This window comes from Solicola gregarius, from assembly GCF_025790165.1.
GTDB classification, from domain to species: Bacteria; Actinomycetota; Actinomycetes; order Propionibacteriales; family Nocardioidaceae; genus Solicola; species Solicola gregarius.
On the sequence record NZ_CP094970.1, the window covers coordinates 4659813 to 4679246 of the forward strand.

A 19434-nucleotide genomic window follows, 5' to 3' on the forward strand; every position below is an offset into this window, starting at 1 on the left:
ACTGGGCGCACTCCGTCGCAATGACCTACGTTGGAAGGGAGCAGACCCATCGGGCGCCGGCAGGGAGTGCACATGACCACAGACGTCGAAGCCACGGCGAATCTCCACGAGACCTTGCGCGAGCTGCGTACGACGGCACAGGGAGCGCACAGTGGCCGTGCGGCACACAAGCTGACCGGTGGGCCCGACTCGCATCTGACCCAGACCGTCATCGCCATGACGGCAGGCACGACACTGGCCGAGCACGAGAATCCCGGCGAGGCGACGCTGCTCGTACTCGAGGGCGCGGTGCGACTTGAGGCGGGAGACGAGTCCTGGGAGGGCCGCAACGGAGACCTGCTCTCCGTTCCGGACGCGCGACACAGCCTCGATGCGCTGCTCGACTCGGCCGTCCTCCTGACTGCGGTCAAGCGCGTCTGACCCGGCCCTTGACCTTCGAGCGGCTGGAAACCACAGACTCAGCCAGGTGACCGAACCACTTCTGACGATCAGCGCATTCGCGCGCGCCGTCGACCTCGCGCCCGGCACGCTCCGTTACTACGACGAGGCCGAGCTGCTGGCACCGACCGAGGTCGACGCGAACACCGGATACCGCTACTACACTCCCGAGCTCGAGCGGCGCGCCCACATGATCCGGCGGATGCGCGATGTCGGCGTGCCGATCGAGACCATGCGATCGGTACTCGACGGTCCGGTCGACGACGCTGCCCACCTCCTGCAGGGGTTCGCGGAACGCGCGAACGAGTCCGCGCAACGCGCCCAGAGCGCCGTTGCCGATGTGATCGCGAGCCTGCGGGCCGAATCGGCCACGGCCAAGCCGGTCTCGGTGCTGGCGGATGCCGCGGAGCTCGCCGCCGCGCTGAGACGCGTCGTACCCGCGGCGAGCGGCGAGCCGGACTCACCGCTCGGCGTGGTCGCGTTGGATATCCATGACGACACCCTTTCGGTCGTCGCCACCGACCGCTACTGGCTGGCGTGCTGGGACGTCCCGCTCGCGGATCACGACGGCGACCCGCGCCGCTTCGTCGTCGCCCGCTCCCGGGTCGCCGACGTCGCGACCTGGCTGGCGCGCCGCGAGGTCGTACGACTGACGGAGGCAGACGGCCGGCTGCGGCTCACCGACGAAGGCGGCGGCTCGTCGGACGTCGGCCTCGAGGTCGACCGATTCCCGGCGTATCGGCTGATCGTCGACGGGGTCGCCGCCCACGGCGGCCGCGCAACTCTCGACCGGTCCTCGCTGCTCGCGGCGCTGGCCCCTGCCGAGTCCACGGCACTCGTCGTACGCGTCGGCACCGACCGGGTCACGGTTCAGCCACACGGCAGCGCCGAGGGCGTACGCCTCGAGGCGACGACGTCCGGTGCGCCCGTCGAGCTGGGCTTCTCCCCCACGCTGCTCGGCACGGCGCTGAACGCGATGGTCGGAACGGACGTCACGCTGGCGTACGACGCGGCCGACCGAGCGGTACGGCTCGGTTCGGCGGAACAGCGCCGGTTCCTCGCGCTCGTGATGCCGATGAAGCTGGAGCCGACGGCGTGACCGCGAGTACGGAGCCGGCCGGCAGAACGCGGCCGGTGCTCACCCGCGGGTTCGCGGCATGGCTGTCCGCGAGTACGTTGGCCGCCGCCGGCGACGGGATCCTCTACTTCGCGATCGGCTGGACGGCGACGGGGATCGGCAGCGGATTCGCCGGTCTCGCAATGACCTTGGTCGTGCTGCCGCGTACGTTGTTGTTGCTCGTCGGCGGCGCGGCCGGTGACCGCTGGGGCTTACGCCGGACCATGATCGGCTGCGACCTCGTCCTCGCCGGTGTGCTCGCCGGGTATCTCGCCGCGGACCGGACCTCCGCCTCGACGGCCCTGCTCCTCGCGACGCTCGCGGTCGCGATCGGCACCACCAGCGCGTTCCGGATGCCCGCTGCCGGGGCGTTTCCGCGGCTGTTCGCCGACGACGACACGCTCGCCCGCACGATGTCGGTGACGAGCAGCCTGCTGCAGATCGCCCGGCTGGTCGGCCCGCCCCTCGGTGGACTCGTCGTCGCCGCCGCCGGCATGTCCGGCGCCGTCGGATGGAACCTCGCCGGATGCCTGATCATCCTCGTCGTCCTCGCGTCGGTGCGACCTCCGAACGAGCGGCGCGACGACGTACCGGACCAGGGCTCGACGTACGACCGGGTTCGAGCCGCCCTCGCCGCCGCACGACGCCTGCCGGGCGTCGTCGCGATACTCGCCGCGATCGGGCTCTTCGCCGCCGGGGTGATCCCGATGCTCAGCCTGTGCGTACCCCTTGCGGCGCGCGAGCGGGGCTGGAGCGCGGGTGCGACGGGCGTCGTCGAGACGTGCTGGATCGTCGGTACGTTGAGCATCACCGTGCTGGTCGCCCGGTTCGGAACCCGGACGAAGGCATTCGGTCCGCTCGTCGGCGGACCCTTGCTCACAGCGGCCGGGGTGTTGACCGTCGCGTTCGCAGAGAGCCTCGCCGCGGCGTACGCCGGGGCGGTCGTGATGGGTCTCGGAACTGCCGTCTTCACGACGCATGCGATGCCGCTGTACGTACTACGCACCCCGAAGGGAATGCTCGCGCGGTTCCAGGCGCTCAGTGGGCTGGTGCAGGTCGCGCCGATGGTGGTGACCAACAATGCCCTCGGTGCGATCGCGAGCGGTGGTCACGCCACCCGGTCGATGGTGCTGGTCGCCGTCGGCACGCTGCTGGCCGCCGCGGTCGTGACGGCGAACCCGGCGTTGCGCTCGGCACGCCTCGACGGCGGCGCCGGATAACCTCGGGCACGGATCGTCGTTGAACCGGGTAGACCCGCCCGGTGGCGGCGACTCGACACGCGACACCGGGCGGGTCTGACCAGTCCGGGCCGTAGAAACTGCGCAGGCTCAGTCGAGGTAGTCGCGCAGCACCTGTGAGCGCGACGGGTGGCGCAACTTGCTCATCGTCTTCGACTCGATCTGGCGGATCCGCTCGCGCGTGACGCCGTAGACCTTACCGATCTCGTCGAGGGTCTTGGGCTGGCCATCGGTCAGACCGAAGCGCATCGAGACGACGCCCGCCTCGCGTTCGCTGAGCGTGTCGAGTACCGCGTGCAGCTGCTCCTGCAGCAGCGTGAACGACACGGCGTCGGCCGGCACGATCGCCTCGGAGTCCTCGATCAGGTCGCCGAACTCGGAATCGCCGTCCTCGCCGAGCGGGGTGTGCAGGCTGATCGGCTCGCGGCCGTACTTCTGTACCTCGACGACCTTCTCGGGGGTCATGTCGAGCTCGACGGCGAGTTCCTCGGGGGTGGGCTCGCGACCGAGGTCCTGCAGCATCTGGCGCTGCACCCGGGCGAGCTTGTTGATGACCTCGACCATGTGCACCGGGATACGGATGGTGCGCGCCTGGTCGGCCATCGCGCGGGTGATCGCCTGCCGGATCCACCAGGTGGCGTACGTCGAGAACTTGTAGCCCTTGGTGTAATCGAACTTCTCGACCGCGCGGATCAGACCGAGGTTGCCCTCCTGGATCAGATCGAGGAACAGCATGCCGCGACCGGTGTAACGCTTCGCGAGCGAGACGACGAGCCGCAGGTTCGCCTCCAGCAGGTGGTTCTTCGCGCGCTTGCCGTCGACGGTGATCCACTCGAGCTCTTCGGTCAGCTTCGCCGAGATCTTGTCGCCCGAGGCGAGCTTCTCCTCGCTGAACAGACCCGCCTCGATCCGCTTGGCGAGCTCGACCTCCTGCGCCGCGTTGAGCAGGGATACCTTGCCGATCTGCTTCAGGTAGTCCTTGACCGGGTCGGCGGTCGCGCCGGCGACCGTGACCTGCTGCTCCGGCTCGTCTGTGTCATCGGTCGTGGAGAGCGTGAAGCCCTGCTTCTCGTCCTCCTTGAGCGTCGGGTCGTTGGCGAGGTCCTTCTCGAACTCCTCGTCGGGGATGTCGGCCAGCACCTTCTTGCCCGACTTGTCGACCTTCGTGACGGCCTCGGCCGTCGTCGTCGCCTTGCCCGCCGTCTTCTTGGCAGCGGCCTTCTTCGCCGTCGGCTTCGCGGCCTTCTTGGCTGCGGGCTTCTTCTTCGCGGCCTTCTTGGTCGACGCGGTGACGGTCGCCCGGCTGCTCGCGGCGGCGGCAACGCGCTTGGGCGAGTCGGACCCCGTGACCTCTACCGTGATGCCGGAGTCGGCGAGCAGACGTAGCAGCGCCTTGTGGTGGGAGGGCGATATCGACGCCGCTGCGACCGTGGCGCGTACGTCGTCCGCGCTGACGCGACCCGTGGACTTGCCCGTCTCGATCAGATCGGTCACTGCCGGGGAGTTGAGCAGAACGTGTTGCATGGTGCTAGCCGTGCTGGCGGACACAAAAGACCTCTCGACTACGGAATGATGGCGCGGCAAACCACCCTCCGGTCAACCGCAGCACACCAAGTCTGCCACGCCTTCGGCGCAGAATCACGGCGACCCTGCGCGCGCGGCGCGGGGAGTGCTCTACTTCTCGGCCTTGACCGCCAGCACAGGGCATGGCGAGTCGAGGAGTACGCGCTGCGCATTGCTCCCGAGGATCAGTTTCCCGACCGGCGAGCGCCGGCGTAGGCCGATGACGATGAAGTCGGCGTTCAGGTCTTCGGCGACCTTGATCAGGTCGTCGGCGGGATCCATGCCGCGTACCAGCTGGCGGATCTCGTGGTCGACGCCGGCATCCTGCAGCTTGTCGCGCACCTCCTGCAACTGCTGTTCGGTCTCGAGTGCGTCGTCGCGGTCGAAGTCGCGACCGCCCCGGTGGGAGTTGACGACAACGAGCCGGGCGTTACGCAGGACCGCCTCCTCGGCGGCTCGGTCGAGCGCGGCTCTGCCTTCCTGCTTAGGGACGTAGCCCACCACGATCGTGCTCATGACTGGCACCCTCCTGTCGTCGCGTTCGAAACCGCCATCGGCGATGGTCGCCATGAGGCTATCCGATATGAGTCCCGGCGGCGACGGGTCCGAGTGGCTCGGTTGTGGACAACGGCGCCGATCGCCTGCCACCACGGCATCCTGACAGACATGAGACGCATCAAGCCGGAGCTCGACGGCGTCGACGCCGACCGCGCCGACGCGTTCGCGCGGTGGCGCATCCTCGGCCTGCGCGGCACCTGCCACGGTCGCGGGTTCAAACCGCGCCTCGGCCTCGTCACGATCGCCGACGTCAACGGCGCCCGTCATCTGCCCGAGGATGTCGCCTGGTGGGAGCCGCCACGACCCGTCGTCGGCCCGCGCGTCGTCTCGCTGCGACTCGTCGACGCCGGCCTCGCGACCGAGATCGCGGCACGGCTGCTGAACGAGGCCGGCGGCGAGCCGGTCGTCGCCGTGTGGACCCGACTGGGTGCCAACGACGAGACCGACAGCGACGTGTGCTGGTGGTCCGCCCTACGTCAGGGAGCTGCGATCGCCGAGGTGGCGATCCCTCCGATGCTGGTGATCACGCGTTCCGGCTGGAGGTGCGTGCCGCACGGATCGAGCCGCACCTGGCGACGGCTGCGGCCGACCGCGTAGGCCGTGTCTGCTTGTCCGGTGTCGACCAGCGAGCGGGTCTCCGCGCCCGATCCGGCAAGGCGCAGGAGCGAAAATGGAGCCGACCCTCACAACGACCAGGCGTGCACCGGCTCGTTGCTGTGCATCCGCTCCTCGTACGCGAGCACGACCGCCCGCAGCGCGTCGAGCCGGCTGCGCCGCGCATCGTCGTACGCCTTGCGGAACGCCGCGATCTGCCACGTCGAACCGTTGCGGCCCGTGAGACACCGTTGTTCGATGACGCCGAGCAGCCGGTCGCGCTCCCGCGCACCGACGCCGAACGACTCGAGCCCTTCGTACGCGAGCGGCAGCAGCCGACGCAGGACGAGCTCCGTCGCCGGCACGGCGCCGAGCCCGGGCCAGAACAGCTGCGCGTCGATGCCGTGCCGGGCGGCGGTGTGGAAGTTCTCCTCGGCGGCGCTGAACGACATCTGCGACCACAGTGGCCGTTCGTCGCCGACCAGCGCTCTCGTGACGCCGAAGTAGAACGCCGCGTTGGCCATCGTGTCGACGATCGTCGGCCCCGCCGGGAGCACGCGGTTCTCGACGCGTACGTGCGGCCGGTCCGCGACGACGTCGTACACCGGGCGGTTCCAGCGGTAGATCGTGCCGTTGTGCAGTCGCAGCTCCGCAAGCGACGGGGTGTCGCCCCGCTCGAACACCTCGACCGGATCCTCGTCCTCGAGAATCGGCAGCAACGCCGGGAAGTAGCGGACGTTCTCCTCGAACAGGTCGAAGATCGAGTTGATCCACCGCTCGCCGAACCACACGCGGGAGCGAACGCCCTGCGTCTTGAGCTCTTCGCTGCGGGTGTCCGTCGCCTGCTCGAACAGCGCGATCCGCGTCTCGTGCCATAGCTGCTTGCCGAGCAGGAACGGCGAGTTCGCACCCAAGGCGAGTTGCACCCCCGCGACCGCCTGCGAGGCGTTCCAGTACGGCGCGTAGTCGTCCGGACTGACCTGCAGATGCAGCTGCGTACTCGTGCACGCCGCCTCGGGGACGATCGTGTCCGCGGTCGTCTGCAGCCGGTCGGCACCGTCGATCGTGATCGAGATGTCCTCGCCACGAGCGGCAAGGATCTGGTCGGACAGCAGCTCGTACCGCGGGTTCGGCGACAACGACTCGGCGGTCATGTGGCCGTGCTCCAGCGTCGGCAGGATGCCGATGACGAGCAGGTGTGCCCCGACACCCGAAGCCTTGCGCGCCGCCTCGTTGAGGTCGTCGCGGATCCCGCTCTCGAACGCCTCCAGGCCACCGTCGTCGAGCCGTCGGGGTGGCACATTGATCTCGATGTTGAACTGGCCGAGCTCGGTCTGGAAGTCGTCGTCGGCGATCGCCTCGAGCGCCTCGACATTCTTCAGCGCAGGTGAGCCCTGCTCGTCGATGAGGTTCAGCTCGATCTCGATACCCGACATCGGTCGGTCGACGTCGAACCGCGACGCACTGAGCATGCGGGCGAACACGTCCAGGCAGCGACGTACCTTCGCCCGGTATCGAGTGCGGTCCTCGCGACTGAACGTACGCTGGTCGACTTCCTGGCCCATGGCGGCTCCCGTGCAACTGGTGCGCCCGAGTCTGCCATCCCCGAGCGCGTCATGCGGATTGTTGCTCGGCCTCGGGTGGAAACTGCGAGCGGATCATCGCCGGGTCGAACGGCCGCCACGCGCTCGGCGGCACGCAGCGCTCGAGCATGTCCGTGAGCAAGGTGCCCATCGAATAGGCCGGTTCGACCTCGCTGACGCGGTCGAGCGCACAGCGGGCCTGCGTGCCGTTCCCGGACAGCCAGCACGCGAACGCCGCGAGACACAGGGGCGCCGGCTCGAAGGGCGAGACCGCCCGCTGCGCGACGCCCGTCCACAGTTGCCGATGGTGCTCGGCGTTGTCGCGGTCGATGTACGACCACGCGAGGTCGCGTACGGGCAGGAGCAGCGTCCAGATGGTGAGCCGAGCGGCATCCTCGTCACTCAGCGAACCGGCGCGCTCGCCGTCGAGCTCCGACAGCAGGTCGGTCACGTACGCAGCACCCGCGCGCAGCAGGTCCGGATGCCGGCCGAGCCGGCCGTGGTCCCACGACTGCTCGTCCTCCACGTCGAGGCCCCCGGCGGCGAGGACCTCGGTCACCATCCGCTCGGTCACGGCCTCCATCTCGACGCGCCGGGCACCCGCGACACCATGGAACCGCTGCTCGACGGCGGACCGGTCGGGAAGCACCTCGAGCCCGTTGAAGACGGCGTCCGCAAGCGTCGACGACGACTCGATGTCGTACGGCGTGCCGTCCGACGGGCAGCATTCCTCACGGTCGCAGTCGTACGACCAGTAGCGCGCCCCGTCGCAGCGCACCGCCTCACGTACGTCGATGTCGTGCTGCGACAGCTTCCGGCGCAGTTCGGCCACGAGCGCGTCGGCGGACAACCGGTCGACTCCGCGTACGTCGCTGCTCGGCTCGGGCTCGGTGTAGGCGACGAGGAGGACGCCGTCGGGTTGCTGCGCGACCAGCGGCGGCAGCAGCTGGGCAGCGCACTCGTCGGCGTACTCGGGCGCCGGCAGGTCGGCACGTAGATGGAACACGAATCGCTTGCCCTGCAGCGCGATCGCGACCAGCGACCGCCGTGGGTGGAACCCGAGCGCCGCCGGCACACAGCCGAGGAGGTCGGGGATCGAGGTGGCTCGCAGGACCGGTCGGTCTACCGGACGACCGGACCGCGACGTACTGAGTTTGCGCGCCGTGGCGCGTCTTGATCGACTGCTCACACTCACAAGATGCCGCCGCGCGGCGAAACGTGTCGGAGTTATCCACAGGGCCGGCCCGTCACGGCGCCGATGTCGGTACCGACTGCGACGATGGGCGTCATGCGCTCCGAGCCGACCGTGCTGCATCTCGACCTCGATGCATTCTTCGCTTCGGTCGAGCAGCGCGACAAGCCGTCTCTGCGTGGCAAGCCGGTCATTGTCGGCGGCATCGGCCCGCGTGGGGTCGTTTCGACGGCGTCGTACGAGGCGCGCACGTTCGGCGTGCATTCCGCGATGTCGACCGCGCAAGCGCGGGCCTTGTGCCCACACGCCGCCTTCCTCAACGGCCGGTTCGGAGCGTACCGCGCGACGAGCCGACGGGTGATGCGCGTGCTGCGCGACCTCTCGCCGATCGTCGAGCCGCTGTCCCTCGACGAGGCGTTCGTCGACCTCACCGCGAGCGCGCTGGACGACTTCTCCCCCACCGCGCTCGAGACCGCGATGCGCGATCTGAAGGCGTCGGTCCACGAAGCGAGCGGCGGCATCGCCGGCTCGGCCGGTGTCGCGACCTCGAAGCTGATCGCCAAGATCGCGAGCGACCTCGACAAGCCCGACGGCCTTCGCATCGTCGGCGCCGGCACCGAGCGCGACCTGATCCGGCCGATGCAGGTCACGGTGATCCCGGGAGTCGGTCCGGCGACGAGTGAACGCCTTCGGCGTGCCGGCATCCACACCGTCGCCGATGCCGAGCGAGTGACCGAGGCCGAGCTCGTCCGCCTGCTCGGCAACGCGCACGGCCACTCGCTACACAAGCTCGTCCGTGCCGACGACGACCGCCCGGTCGAGTCACAGCGGGAGACGAAGTCGGTCAGCGTCGAAGACACCTTCGACACCGACCTCGTCGACGCGACGTTGCTGCGCTCGATCGTCGCGAGGCACGCGGCTCATGTGTGCGAGCGACTGCGTGCCGCGCGCCTGTCCGGACGCACGGTCACCGTCAAGATTCGGCTGTACGACTTCACCACCCACAGCCGCTCCGCAACCCTTCCCGCACCGACCGACGACGCCCGCGTCGTCTCCCGGCTCGCCCGCCAACTCGTCGACGACGTCGACACCGGTGCAGGTGTCCGCCTGCTCGGCGTCGCAGTTTCCGGTCTCGCCGACTGGATCCAGGAAGACCTGTTCGGCGACGACGAGGAGCCCGACGAGCCGCCCAGCGGGCCCCTCCCGGCCGTGCACCAGCGCGCGCGCTACGTACCCGGCGGCGACGTCGTCCATCGGACGTACGGGCCGGGTTGGGTGTGGGGAGCCGGGCTCGGCCGGGTCACCGTTCGGTTCGAGACCGCGGCAACGCCGCCCGGCCCGGTCCGCACCTTCGGCATCGACGATCCCGACCTCGAACCCGCCCGCCCCGAAGACGACGATGGCGACGCAGACGACCCGGCTACCGTGTCCGCATGACGACCGAGCAGAGCCCTCCCGTCGCGCGCCGCATACCCCAAGAGCGCACGCATCACGGTGACACCGTTGTCGACGAGTACGAATGGCTGCGCGCCAAGGACGATCCCGAGACGATCGCGTACCTCGAGGCCGAGAACTCCTACACCGAAAGGCAGACCGAGCACCTCGCCGGGCTGCGCGAGTCGATCTTCACCGAGATCAAGGACCGCACCCAGGAGACCGACCTGTCGGTCCCGACGCGCCGAGGGTCGTGGTGGTACTACACGCGCACGGTCGAGGGCCGACAGTACGGCCTGCACTGTCGACGTCGCGTCGACGACCCCGACGACTGGACCCCGCCCGAGCTCGACGCGCACGAAGACGTCGACGGCGAACAGGTTCTCCTCGACGGCAACGCCGAGGCCGAGGGGCACGACTTCTTCGCCCTCGGTGCCTTTTCCGTCAGCCGCGACGGCAACCTGCTCGCGTACGCGACCGACACGACCGGCGATGAGCGGTTCACCATCCGGGTCAAGGACCTCCGCACGGGCGAGCTGCTCGCCGACACGATTCCCAACGCGCACTACGGTGCGACGTGGTCGCTGCAGGGCACCCACCTGTTCTACACGACCGTCGACGACGCCTGGCGTCCCGACAAGGTGTGGCGGCACCGCATCGGTGCCCCCACCGACGACGACGTCGTGGTCCTGCACGAGCCCGACGACCGCTACTGGGTCGGCGTCGGGTCAACCCGCAGCGAGCGGTATCTGGTGATCGCCCTCGGGTCGAAGGTCACCAGTGAGTACCACGTCATCGACGCAGCCGAGCCCGAGCAGGAGCCACGGGTCGTACTCCCCCGGCGCGAAGGCGTCGAGTACTCCGTCGACCACGTCGTGGTCGACGGCTCCGACCGGTTCCTCATCCTGCACAACGACGGCGCCGAGAACTTCGAGCTCGTCGAGACACCGGCCGATGCGACCGACCCGTCGAACTGGCGCACGCTGCTCCCCCACGACCCCGCCGTGCGCCTCGAGAGCTCCGACGCGTTCGCCGACCGCATCGTGGTCGGCTACCGACGCGATGCGCTCACCCGGCTCGGAGTCATCGAGATCGGCGCCGGAGGGTATGCGCCGATTCACGAGATCGAGTTCGACGAGACGCTGTTCGCCTGCGACACGGCGGGCAATCCCGAATGGACCCAACCGTTCGTCCGGATCGTCTACACGTCGTTCGTTACCCCGATGACGGTGTACGACTACGCGCCCGACTCCGGCTCACTGGTCGTACGCAAGCGACAGCCCGTGCTCGGCGGCTACGACCCTGCCGACTACGAGCAGCATCGCGCGTGGGCGATCGCCGACGACGGCGAGCGGATCCCGATCTCGGTGGTGGTTCGCAAGGGCACTCCGCACGACGGGTCCGCACCATTCCTGCTCTACGGCTACGGCGCGTACGAGGCCAGCTCCGATCCCGGCTTCAGCATCGCGAGGCTCTCGCTGCTCGACCGCGGCATGGGCTACGCGGTCGCGCACGTACGCGGGGGTGGCGAGATGGGCCGGCACTGGTACGAGAACGGCCGACTGTTGACGAAGCGCAACACGTTCACCGACTTCGTCGCGGCGGCCCGACAGCTGGTCGCCGACGGGTGGACGTCTCACGACCGCCTCGTCGCCGAGGGCGCCAGCGCCGGTGGGCTGCTGATGGGTGCGGTCGCCAACATCGCGCCGGAGGCGTTCGCCGGCGTGCTCACCGAGGTGCCGTTCGTCGACGCGCTGACCTCGATCCTCGACCCGTCGCTGCCGCTCACGGTGATCGAGTGGGACGAGTGGGGCAACCCGCTGCGCGACTCCGACGTGTACGCGTACATGAAGGCGTACTCCCCGTACGAGAACGTCACGGCGCAGGCGTACCCGCCGATCCTCGCGACCACCAGCCTGCACGACACCCGGGTCCTGTACGTCGAGCCGGCGAAGTGGGTAGCACGGCTGCGCGCGGTCACCGACGGCGCCGCAGACGTGCTGCTGAAGACGGAGATGAGCGCCGGGCACGGCGGCGTGAGCGGCAGGTACGAGTCGTGGAGAGAGCGCGCGTACGAGCTGGCCTGGGCACTCGACAAGGCCGGCCTGGCCAGCAGCTAGGAGACGATTCCGCCAAATCGTTCACACGAGCCCGCGGCGCGGCTTACGCTGCGGGCACACGATCGAGGGAGATCTCTGTGCCCGTACGTACTCGCATGTTCGCGCCCGTCGCGCTCGCCGCCGCCGGCCTCGTCCTCGCCTCGCTCACGGCGGCCGGGGCCCAGGCACCGCAGGGCGACCCCGACCAGCCCACCATGGCCGAGCTGGCCCGCTCGAGGTATGCCACCAAGGTCAAGGTCATGACCCGGAACGTGTTCCTCGGCGCCGACCTCGGGCCCGGCCTCGCCGCGCCCGACATCGACCGGCTCATCCGCGGCGCCGGCGAGATCCTGAACCAGGTGGACGCGAACAGGTTCGGAAAGCGGGCCGACGCGCTTGCACACGAGATCTCGCACACCAAGCCCGACCTGATCGGGCTCCAGGAGGTCGCCAAGTGGCGTACGGCACCGTGCGGCTCACCGTACTTCCCGCCGCAGGCCAAGCACGTGCGTTACGACTTCCTGAAGATGCTGCTGGCCAGGCTCAACGCCGACGGCCGTACGTACCGACTGGTGCGCGCGCAGAACCAGTTCGACTTCGAGGTCCCGGCGAACACGACCGGCGATCCCGCGCAGAACCACTGCGACACCAACGGCCGTCTCACGATGCGCGACGTCATCCTGGCGCGCACCGACGGGCGTCCCATCAAGGTGCGTCACCGGCAGGGCGGCACGTTCAAGCACCTGCTCAAGGTGCGGCCGGGCGGCCTGATCGACTTCCCGGTCAAGCGCGGCTGGCTGAGCGTCGACGCGAAGGTCGGCAAGAGCCCGTGGTTCCGGTTCGTCGACACGCACCTCGAGTCGTTCGACGACGAGTCGAAGCATCCCAGCATTCGCGCGCGCCAGGCCCGCGAACTGGTGAAGAAGTCCGGCCCGATCGGCTCCAGCAAGCTCCCCGCCGTGCTCGTCGGTGACCTGAACTCCGATGTACCCACCGAGGTCAAGCCCGGCGACGGGCAGGCGTTCCAGGCGCTCCTCGACGCCAAGATGCACTCGCGGTCGGTACGCAAGCCGCGGTCGTGCTGTCTGCATCTCGACCTACTCGGCCCGGACGCCGACCGCGACGACACGTCCCAACGCGACCATGTCGTGGACCACATCATGACCGACTCCCCCCAGCGGATCCTGCGGTTCCGCGGCAAGGTGACCGGTCTGAAGCCGTACCACGGCTGGTGGGGCTCCGACCACGCCGGTGTCGTGTCCACACTGCTGCTGATGAAATGACACCCGTGTGATCCTGAGAATCCTCTACCAAAGGTAAGAAAGGGCTGAGAGCCGCAACTTCGGCGAATTCTCATTCGTCTGGCCTGTATCGGCGGAATCATCGCCGGCCGCACAGCGTTGGAAATGGTGTCGATACCGGGGGTATTGACACCGAAGACGAAGGAGATGGTCTCAGTGGCTACGACGACCGCAACGAAGGCGTCCAAGACAACCGTACGTCGGCCGCGCGAGTCCGCCGAAGGACGCGACAGCGTCGGCATGTATCTCGATGAGATCTCGCGGACGCCGCTCTTGGACGCGGCTCGCGAGGTCGAGCTCGCCAAGGCGATCGAGGCGGGCTTGTTCGCTCGGCACCTGCTCGACGAGGGCAAGGTCGGCCGGGCGAAGGGTGGCGCCCCGAAGCGCGCGAGCGCCGAGGAGCTGGAGTGGCTCGTCGAGGAGGGCGAGCGCGCCATCCAGGAGTTCATCTCCGCGAACCTCCGGCTCGTCGTCTCGATCGCGCGCAAGTACGGCCGCGCCCAGATGCCGCTCCTCGACCTGGTGCAGGAGGGCAACACCGGCCTGATCCGCGCCGTGGAGAAGTTCGACTACGTCAAGGGCTTCAAGTTCTCCACCTATGCGACCTGGTGGGTACGCCAGGCGATCACCCGCGGCATCGCACAGCAGGCCCGCGTCGTACGCCTGCCCGTGCACGTCGTCGAGGAGCTGAACCAGGTCGGCGCCGCTCGCCGCAACCTCGAGCGCCAGTTGGGCCGTGAGCCCGAGCCCGACGAGATCGCCGGCGAGCTCGACATGGACCTTCATCGCGTCCTCGACCTGATCGCATGGGGCCGCGACCACGTGAGCCTCGACACCCCGGTCGACGAGGACGGCGACACCTCACTCGGCGACCTCGTCGCTCGCGAGACGCTGCCCGGCCCCGACATCACGGTGCTCGACGTCGAGTCGCGCGACCGGCTCTCGGGTCTGGTCGACAAGCTCGGCGAACGCGAGGCCGACATCATCCGCGCCCGCTACGGCCTGCTCGACGGCCGCCAGCACAAGCTCGCCGACATCGGCCGCCGGCATGGCATCTCCGCCGAGCGCGTACGTCAGCTCGAGCGCGAGGCGATCGCGCGGCTGCGTACGATCGCCGATCCCGATCTCGCCGCCTGACGCCAGCCCCGCTGGGCCGCACGTACTGGTGGGACACGCCCGCGTGTCGCCTCCAGAGCGTGCGTCTCAGCGGGCGGGGCGGGCGAGTGAGCGCCAGAGCTCGTCGACCCGCTTCTCCAGATCTGCCAACGAACCGGTGTTGTCGACCACGATGTCGGCGACACCGGTTCGTTGTGTCCGACCGGCCTGCGCCGCGATGCGCGCTCGGGCCTCTTCCTCCGACATGCCGCGCCGCTCGCGCAGCCGATCGATCTGGACGTCGGTCGAGACGTCCACCACGACGAGTACGTCGAACGCACCCTGCTGACCGGTCTCGACCAGCAGCGGGACGTCGTGTACGACGATCGCGTCGGATCCGGCCGCCGCGGCGATCTCGGCCGCGCGTGCGCGTACGCGCGGATGGATGATCGCCTCGAGCCGTGCCCGGGCCCCCGGATCGGCGAACACCCGCTCGCCGAGCGCCGCGCGGTCGAGGTCGCCCGCCTCCGTGAGCACCGACTCGCCGAACTCACCGACGACCGCGGCGAGCCCACCCGTACCGCGCGCGACAACCTCGCGGGCGAGTACGTCCGCGTCGATCACCACGGCGCCACGCTCGGCCAGCATCCGGCTGACCTCGCTCTTGCCGGATCCGATCCCGCCGGTCAGCCCCACCTGAGTCATGCCGGGCAGTCTGCCAGCCGTGCACCGCGACGGCATAAGGTGTCCTCTGCCGTCTACGCGAAGGACCTCAATGCACCTGCAGAACACCGCCGCGATCGTCACGGGAGCGGCCTCCGGGCTCGGCGCCGCCACCGCACAGGCACTGCGCGAGCGGGGCGCCACCGTGTACGGCTTCGACCTCCCGAGCGCGGTCGATGAGGCGACGCCCGTCGACGGCGTGACGCTCGTCCCCACCGACGTGACCGAGCCCGACCAGGTGCAGTCGGCCGTCGCGACCGCGGCCGCCGACGAGCGCCCGCTGCGTACGGTCGTCAACTGTGCCGGCATCGGCCCGTCGATGCGCATCCTCGGACGCAAGGGGCCGCACGATCTCGCGGTCTACCGCAAGGTCGTCGAGGTCAACCTGATCGGCACCTTCAACGTCCTCACCCTCGCCGCCGAGGCGGTCGTCGCGACGGAGCCGGACCACAACGGCCAGCGCGGCGTCGCCGTCAACACCGCGTCGATCGCGGCGTACGACGGGCAGATCGGCCAGGCGGCGTACGCGTCGTCGAAGGGCGGCGTCGTCGGCCTGACGCTTCCCGCGGCCCGTGATCTCGCGTCGGTCGGCATCCGGGTCTGCACGATCGCGCCCGGCATCGTCGACACACCGATGCTGGCGACGGTCAGCGACGAGTTCCGCGCCGGGCTCGCCGCCGGCGTGCCGTTCCCACAGCGTCTCGCCGACGCAGGCGAGTACGCGCGGCTCGTCACCATGATCGTCGAGCACGACTACCTCAACGGCGAGACCATCCGGATGGACGGCGCGCTTCGCATGGCGCCACGCTGAGTCGCTGCGCCCATGCCCGACACACCGGACCGCGACCTCGAGATCGACGACTCCCTCGTCGTTCCGGCTGCCGAGCTGCGCTGGCGGTTCTCGCGTTCGTCCGGACCCGGAGGTCAGCACGTGAACACGACCGACACCCGGGTCGAGCTCTCGTGGGACGTCGCGGCGTCGGGCGTGCTGGACGAGCGACGGCGCACGCTGCTGCTCGAGCGGCTCGGCTCACATCTGGCGGGAGGCGTCCTTACCGTCGCCGCATCCGAGTTCCGCTCGCAGCTGCGCAACCGCGAAGAGGCGCGTACGAAGCTTGCCTCGCTCGTCCGCGGGGCCATGCGAGCGCGGCGTAAGCGGCGGCCGACGAAGCCGACCCGCGGATCCCAGCGCCGACGGCTCGACGACAAGCGCCAGCGTGGCGAGACCAAGCAGCTGCGCCGCCGCCCCGACGACAGGTAGTCGCGAGACCCGTCAGCTCGCCTCGACGCAGCCGAAGGTGCGACGGTAGTCGGCCGGCGTCGTGCCGCGCACTGCCGAGAAGTGGTGCCGCAGGGTCGCGGCGTTGCCGAACCCGGCCCGGCCGGCGATCTCGTCGATGCCGAGCAGGGTGTCCTCGAGCAGCTGCTCGGCGAGGGCCAGGCGTTGGTGGGTCACCCACTGGTGCGGCGTCGTGCCGGTCTCGTCGCGGAACCGCCGGGCGAACGTCCGCGGCGACATCAGCGCCCGCCGCGCGAGCACGTCGACCGCGAGGTCCTCCTCCAGGTGCGCACGCGCCCACTCCAGCAGCGGCTGCAGCGTGTCGGCGTCCTGCTCGACGATCGGCGTACGCACGAACTGCGCCTGGCCGCCGTCGCGCTGCGGCGGTACGACGATGCGCCGGGCGAACGCGCCGGCCACCTTCGCGCCGAACTCCATCCGGACGAGGTGCAGGCAGGCGTCGATGCCCGCCGCGCACCCGGCGCCGGTGAAGACTCGATCGTCGTCGACGTACAGCACGTCGGCGTCGACCTTCGCATCCGGGAAGGCCGCGGCGAGGCGGTCGGCGTGCCGCCAGTGCGTGGCGCAGCGCCGGCCGTCGAGCATCCCGGCCGCGCCGAGAACGAACGCACCCGTGCAGTGCGTCAGGATCGTCGCCCCGCGCGCGTGGGCGTCTCGGATGGCGTCGAGCACCGACTGCGGCACCTGGTCGGGTTGCGTGGTCGGGCAGACCGCCACCAGGTCGGCCTCGGCGACCCGCTCGAGACCGTGCTCGACGAACAGGTCGAACCCGTTCGAGCCGCGGATGCGGCCGGCCTGCGGCCCGCAGACCGCGAAGTCGAAGGCCGGCGCGCCGTCCTCGGGGTGCTCCTCCTCGCCCCAGACCTCGCAGAACAGGCCCAGCCCGAACGGCTCGACGCCGTCGGTCACGATGGTCGCCACGTTTCGGATCATGGTGAACGAGCCTGCCATCGAACTGGCAGAATATCAACCATGGATGGCAAGCCTGCCACTCGTGGCAGCATATCTATCTAGGCAGAATTACTGCCATGAACACCGTGATCCTCATCGTCCTCGCCATCGCCGCCGTCTATGCCATCGCCTGGACCACCCGCCGTTTCGCCCAGCTGATCTCCGGCGACGGGTACGGCCACCGCCCGGCCCCGCGCAGCACCTTCGACCAGAGCGTGCTCCGTCGTTGACCTTCGTTCACCGGCCGAGGCCGTGGGTCACCACGTCCGACGCCGGCACGAAGGTCTGGCGGTGCCCCGTCCACACCAGGTAGTACTTCCGCTTGCCGGAGACCACCGTGCGGTCATCGGGTAGCGAGCCGTCGAAGCTCATCGCGTAGTAGTAGTCGGTCGCCACCTTCGGGTTCGCGATCACGTACTCCTGGCCCTGGCGGAGCACGTACTCGATCGGCTGCACCTCCTGGTACGGGATCGTGTCGGGGTACGCCGAGCGCTCGGGGTACGCCCTCCCGTACGTGCGGGCGTACGCGCGCCCCTCCTTGACCGTTACGGTCGGCGCCGCGACCCGGGAGACCGCCGGATCGGCCGCGGGGTTGTGCAGCCAGACCAGGTTGCCCGCCCACGAGACCTGCAGCCAGTCGCCGTCGACCTTGTTCACGACCAGCTGCGTGCCGGCCGCCGCCCGCGCACCGATGTCGTTGGCGACCGTCGACGACTCGTTCGCACCCGGGTTCCATCCCGCGTCGCGCGCCAATGGAGCATCGCCGGAATGCGCCTGGCGCAGGTAGACGAAGTTGGTGCCGGCATCGGGATCGCACGGACCCGAGCCCGGCGACTGCTCCTCGCAGTCGGTGACCTCGTTGGTGTTGCCGTCGAAGCCCGGCCGGACCGTCACGGTGTCGCCCGGCTCGATCGCCGCCGAGCGCTGGTTCGCCCGCTCGCCGCCGATCGGCGCACCGAGCAGGTCGAAGTAGTGCTCCCAGTCCCAGTACGGTCCCGGATCCCAGTGCATCGACTCCGTCGCCCCGGGGATGGTGCCGGGCACCGTGTCGTGGCCGAGGATGTGCCCGCGATCGCGCGGGATGTCGTACTTGCGGGTCAGGTAGCGCACCAGCTGGGCGGACTGACGGTACAGCGCCTCGGTGTACCAGGAGCCGTTACCCGCCTTGCCCTCGTGCTCGATGCCGATCGAATGCGCGTTGATGTACCAGTTGCCCGCCTGCCAGCCGACGTCCTTGGGCTTGAGGTGCTGCGCGATGTGCCCGTCGCTCGAACGGATCGTGTAGTTCCACGACGTCCCGCTCGAGGTGTCCTGCACGATGTCAACACTCTGGTCGTACGTCGCCTCCGTGTCGTGGATGACGATGTACGAAAGCTTCGGCGCCTTCGGCCGGTGCGCCTTGTCGTGGGCTCCGTAGTTCGACGACCCGGGATCGGTCTCACCGTCGGCCAGCTCGTACGGCGCCGGGATCCACTCGCAGCCGAGCGCGTCGGGGCAGTCGACCTTCGCCTTCGCCTCGCGCCGAGGCGAAGGCAGGCGTACGCCGGGATGCGCCCGGACGCCGACCCGCTCGCCGTCGTTCGTGGTCCGCCGCGCGCCGTCGCGCAGCGTCGCGTACACCTGTCGGGCGAACTCCGAGGTGCCGTCCGAGCCGTACCGCTCGACGGCCGACGACCAGGATGCGAGCCCGGCGCCATCGTCGGGGGCATACGACGCGAGCACGGCCGCCGCGCCACAGATGTTCGCGTTCGGATCCGAGGTGAGCCGCGACTCCGACAACCCGGTCAGCTCGGCGGCGCGCTGCAGGGTGCCGTCGGTGACCGACGTACCACGCGCCTCGTCTCCGCGCGCGTCCCATCCCCGCGCAGCGGAGTCGACGAGGTGCATCGGACCGAAGCCACCGGCAACGCTCGGCGAGGTGCCGTGGTCATCCCAGCGGCTCTCGAGGTACGAGACCGCCAGCAGCAGGTCCTGCGGAACGCCGGACGCCGCGCCGGCACGCTCGAACGCCTGCTGGCGGTCGGGCGCGGAAAGCGTCGAGACGCAGTCGATTCGGGAGTCGGGAATGGATCGTTCGGTGGTGGCGACGGCCGAGGCGGCCGAGGCGGCCAACGCGACACATCCGACGGCGACGGTGATGCGGGACGGGATTCGCATGATGCTCCTTTACAGGTGACACCACGCTGTTTATCCCCTCGGGGGGTCACTCAAACGCGATTGGTCGGCGAAGTTCCGCCGAGGTCGACCC

Annotated in this window: 17 protein-coding genes and 1 pseudogene; 11 read left to right on the plus strand and 7 right to left on the minus strand. The window is 69.6% G+C overall.

What is annotated here, in order from left to right; genetic code table 11:
- Window positions 1-72: 72 nt before the first annotated feature.
- Genes L0C25_RS22750 through L0C25_RS22760 form a run of 3 tightly spaced genes read left to right on the plus strand, consistent with a single transcriptional unit; the run spans window position 73 to window position 2775 of the window.
- Window positions 73-420, plus strand: coding sequence for a cupin domain-containing protein (locus L0C25_RS22750; protein ID WP_271634087.1), 348 nt, complete (start codon window positions 73-75; stop codon window positions 418-420).
- A gap of 46 nt (window positions 421-466) precedes the next feature.
- Window positions 467-1537, plus strand: coding sequence for a MerR family transcriptional regulator (locus L0C25_RS22755; protein ID WP_271634088.1), 1071 nt, complete (start codon window positions 467-469; stop codon window positions 1535-1537).
- Window positions 1534-2775 carry an MFS transporter gene (locus L0C25_RS22760; RefSeq protein ID WP_271634089.1) on the plus strand — a complete coding sequence of 414 codons (1242 nt, stop codon included), beginning with the start codon at window positions 1534-1536 and terminating at the stop codon, window positions 2773-2775. Before L0C25_RS22755 ends, L0C25_RS22760 begins: the two co-directional genes overlap by 4 nt.
- Before the next feature lie 108 nt (window positions 2776-2883).
- Here the strand turns inward: L0C25_RS22760 and L0C25_RS22765 are convergent.
- Both L0C25_RS22765 and L0C25_RS22770 read right to left on the minus strand, forming a co-directional pair.
- A pseudogene (locus tag L0C25_RS22765) lies at window positions 2884-3855 on the minus strand (RNA polymerase sigma factor); the annotation flags it as partial.
- 612 nt (window positions 3856-4467) lie between these two features.
- Entirely contained in the window at window positions 4468-4872 is a 405-nt protein-coding gene (locus L0C25_RS22770; protein ID WP_271634092.1) for a universal stress protein, read from the minus strand.
- Window positions 4873-5022: 150 nt separating this feature from the next.
- On the opposite strand from L0C25_RS22770, the gene L0C25_RS22775 reads away from it, so the two are divergent.
- Entirely contained in the window at window positions 5023-5511 is a 489-nt protein-coding gene (locus tag L0C25_RS22775) for a hypothetical protein (protein ID WP_271634094.1), read from the plus strand.
- Between the two features lie 86 nt (window positions 5512-5597).
- Here the strand turns inward: L0C25_RS22775 and L0C25_RS22780 are convergent, their stop codons facing one another.
- Window positions 5598-7073, minus strand: coding sequence for a glutamate-cysteine ligase family protein (locus L0C25_RS22780; protein ID WP_271634095.1), 1476 nt, complete (start codon window positions 7071-7073; stop codon window positions 5598-5600).
- 49 nt (window positions 7074-7122) lie between these two features.
- Complete coding sequence (locus L0C25_RS22785; protein ID WP_271634096.1) at window positions 7123-8406, minus strand: DUF4192 domain-containing protein; 1284 nt, start codon at window positions 8404-8406, stop codon at window positions 7123-7125.
- Between L0C25_RS22785 and L0C25_RS22790 the strand changes: the two genes are divergently transcribed.
- The 4 genes from L0C25_RS22790 (at window position 8380) to L0C25_RS22805 (ending at window position 14254) form a co-directional block, all read left to right on the plus strand.
- A complete protein-coding gene (locus L0C25_RS22790; RefSeq protein ID WP_271634098.1) occupies window positions 8380-9720 on the plus strand; it encodes a DNA polymerase IV in 1341 nt (446 codons plus the stop codon). The genes L0C25_RS22785 and L0C25_RS22790 overlap by 27 nt on opposite strands.
- The gene (locus L0C25_RS22795) at window positions 9717-11837 is read left to right on the plus strand and encodes a S9 family peptidase (RefSeq protein WP_271634099.1); all 2121 of its coding nucleotides are present in this window, start codon (window positions 9717-9719) and stop codon (window positions 11835-11837) included. Before L0C25_RS22790 ends, L0C25_RS22795 begins: the two co-directional genes overlap by 4 nt.
- Before the next feature lie 77 nt (window positions 11838-11914).
- Window positions 11915-13099 carry an endonuclease/exonuclease/phosphatase family protein gene (locus tag L0C25_RS22800; protein WP_271634100.1) on the plus strand — a complete coding sequence of 395 codons (1185 nt, stop codon included), beginning with the start codon at window positions 11915-11917 and terminating at the stop codon, window positions 13097-13099.
- A gap of 165 nt (window positions 13100-13264) precedes the next feature.
- Window positions 13265-14254 carry a sigma-70 family RNA polymerase sigma factor gene (locus L0C25_RS22805; protein WP_408641656.1) on the plus strand — a complete coding sequence of 330 codons (990 nt, stop codon included), beginning with the start codon at window positions 13265-13267 and terminating at the stop codon, window positions 14252-14254.
- Between the two features lie 66 nt (window positions 14255-14320).
- Here the strand turns inward: L0C25_RS22805 and coaE are convergent, their stop codons facing one another.
- Window positions 14321-14917, minus strand: a complete 597-nt coding sequence (gene coaE, locus L0C25_RS22810) for a dephospho-CoA kinase (RefSeq protein ID WP_271634101.1) — start codon at window positions 14915-14917, stop codon at window positions 14321-14323.
- 70 nt (window positions 14918-14987) lie between these two features.
- Here coaE and L0C25_RS22815 point away from each other — a divergent pair, with 70 nt between their 5' ends.
- Both L0C25_RS22815 and arfB read left to right on the plus strand, forming a co-directional pair.
- Window positions 14988-15746, plus strand: a complete 759-nt coding sequence (locus tag L0C25_RS22815; protein WP_271634105.1) for an SDR family NAD(P)-dependent oxidoreductase — start codon at window positions 14988-14990, stop codon at window positions 15744-15746.
- A 12-nt stretch (window positions 15747-15758) separates the two neighbouring features.
- A complete protein-coding gene (arfB, locus tag L0C25_RS22820) occupies window positions 15759-16196 on the plus strand; it encodes an alternative ribosome rescue aminoacyl-tRNA hydrolase ArfB (RefSeq protein WP_271634106.1) in 438 nt (145 codons plus the stop codon).
- Window positions 16197-16208: 12 nt separating this feature from the next.
- Here arfB and L0C25_RS22825 read toward each other — a convergent pair whose 3' ends face one another.
- Window positions 16209-17156: a helix-turn-helix domain-containing protein gene (locus L0C25_RS22825; protein ID WP_333908553.1), complete on the minus strand. Its 948-nt coding sequence runs from the start codon at window positions 17154-17156 to the stop codon at window positions 16209-16211.
- Between the two features lie 107 nt (window positions 17157-17263).
- Here L0C25_RS22825 and L0C25_RS22830 point away from each other — a divergent pair, with 107 nt between their 5' ends.
- A complete protein-coding gene (locus tag L0C25_RS22830; RefSeq protein WP_271634107.1) occupies window positions 17264-17416 on the plus strand; it encodes a hypothetical protein in 153 nt (50 codons plus the stop codon).
- Window positions 17417-17423: 7 nt separating this feature from the next.
- Here L0C25_RS22830 and L0C25_RS22835 read toward each other — a convergent pair whose 3' ends face one another.
- Window positions 17424-19343 (minus strand): N-acetylmuramoyl-L-alanine amidase, encoded by a 1920-nt coding sequence (locus L0C25_RS22835; RefSeq protein WP_271634108.1) that lies wholly within the window; start codon window positions 19341-19343, stop codon window positions 17424-17426.
- Window positions 19344-19434: the final 91 nt, after the last annotated feature.

Coding starts and splice junctions, on each gene's coding strand:
- L0C25_RS22750 (WP_271634087.1), top strand. CDS start 73: ATGACCACAGACGTCGAAGCCACGGCGAATCTCCACGAGACCTTGCGC.
- L0C25_RS22770 (WP_271634092.1), bottom strand. CDS start 4,872: ATGAGCACGATCGTGGTGGGCTACGTCCCTAAGCAGGAAGGCAGAGCC.
- L0C25_RS22775 (WP_271634094.1), top strand. CDS start 5,023: ATGAGACGCATCAAGCCGGAGCTCGACGGCGTCGACGCCGACCGCGCC.
- L0C25_RS22780 (WP_271634095.1), bottom strand. CDS start 7,073: ATGGGCCAGGAAGTCGACCAGCGTACGTTCAGTCGCGAGGACCGCACT.
- L0C25_RS22790 (WP_271634098.1), top strand. CDS start 8,380: ATGCGCTCCGAGCCGACCGTGCTGCATCTCGACCTCGATGCATTCTTC.
- L0C25_RS22785 (WP_271634096.1), bottom strand. CDS start 8,406: ATGCAGCACGGTCGGCTCGGAGCGCATGACGCCCATCGTCGCAGTCGG.
- L0C25_RS22795 (WP_271634099.1), top strand. CDS start 9,717: ATGACGACCGAGCAGAGCCCTCCCGTCGCGCGCCGCATACCCCAAGAG.
- L0C25_RS22805 (WP_408641656.1), top strand. CDS start 13,265: ATGGTCTCAGTGGCTACGACGACCGCAACGAAGGCGTCCAAGACAACC.
- coaE (WP_271634101.1), bottom strand. CDS start 14,917: ATGACTCAGGTGGGGCTGACCGGCGGGATCGGATCCGGCAAGAGCGAG.
- L0C25_RS22815 (WP_271634105.1), top strand. CDS start 14,988: ATGCACCTGCAGAACACCGCCGCGATCGTCACGGGAGCGGCCTCCGGG.
- arfB (WP_271634106.1), top strand. CDS start 15,759: ATGCCCGACACACCGGACCGCGACCTCGAGATCGACGACTCCCTCGTC.
- L0C25_RS22830 (WP_271634107.1), top strand. CDS start 17,264: ATGAACACCGTGATCCTCATCGTCCTCGCCATCGCCGCCGTCTATGCC.
- L0C25_RS22835 (WP_271634108.1), bottom strand. CDS start 19,343: ATGCGAATCCCGTCCCGCATCACCGTCGCCGTCGGATGTGTCGCGTTG.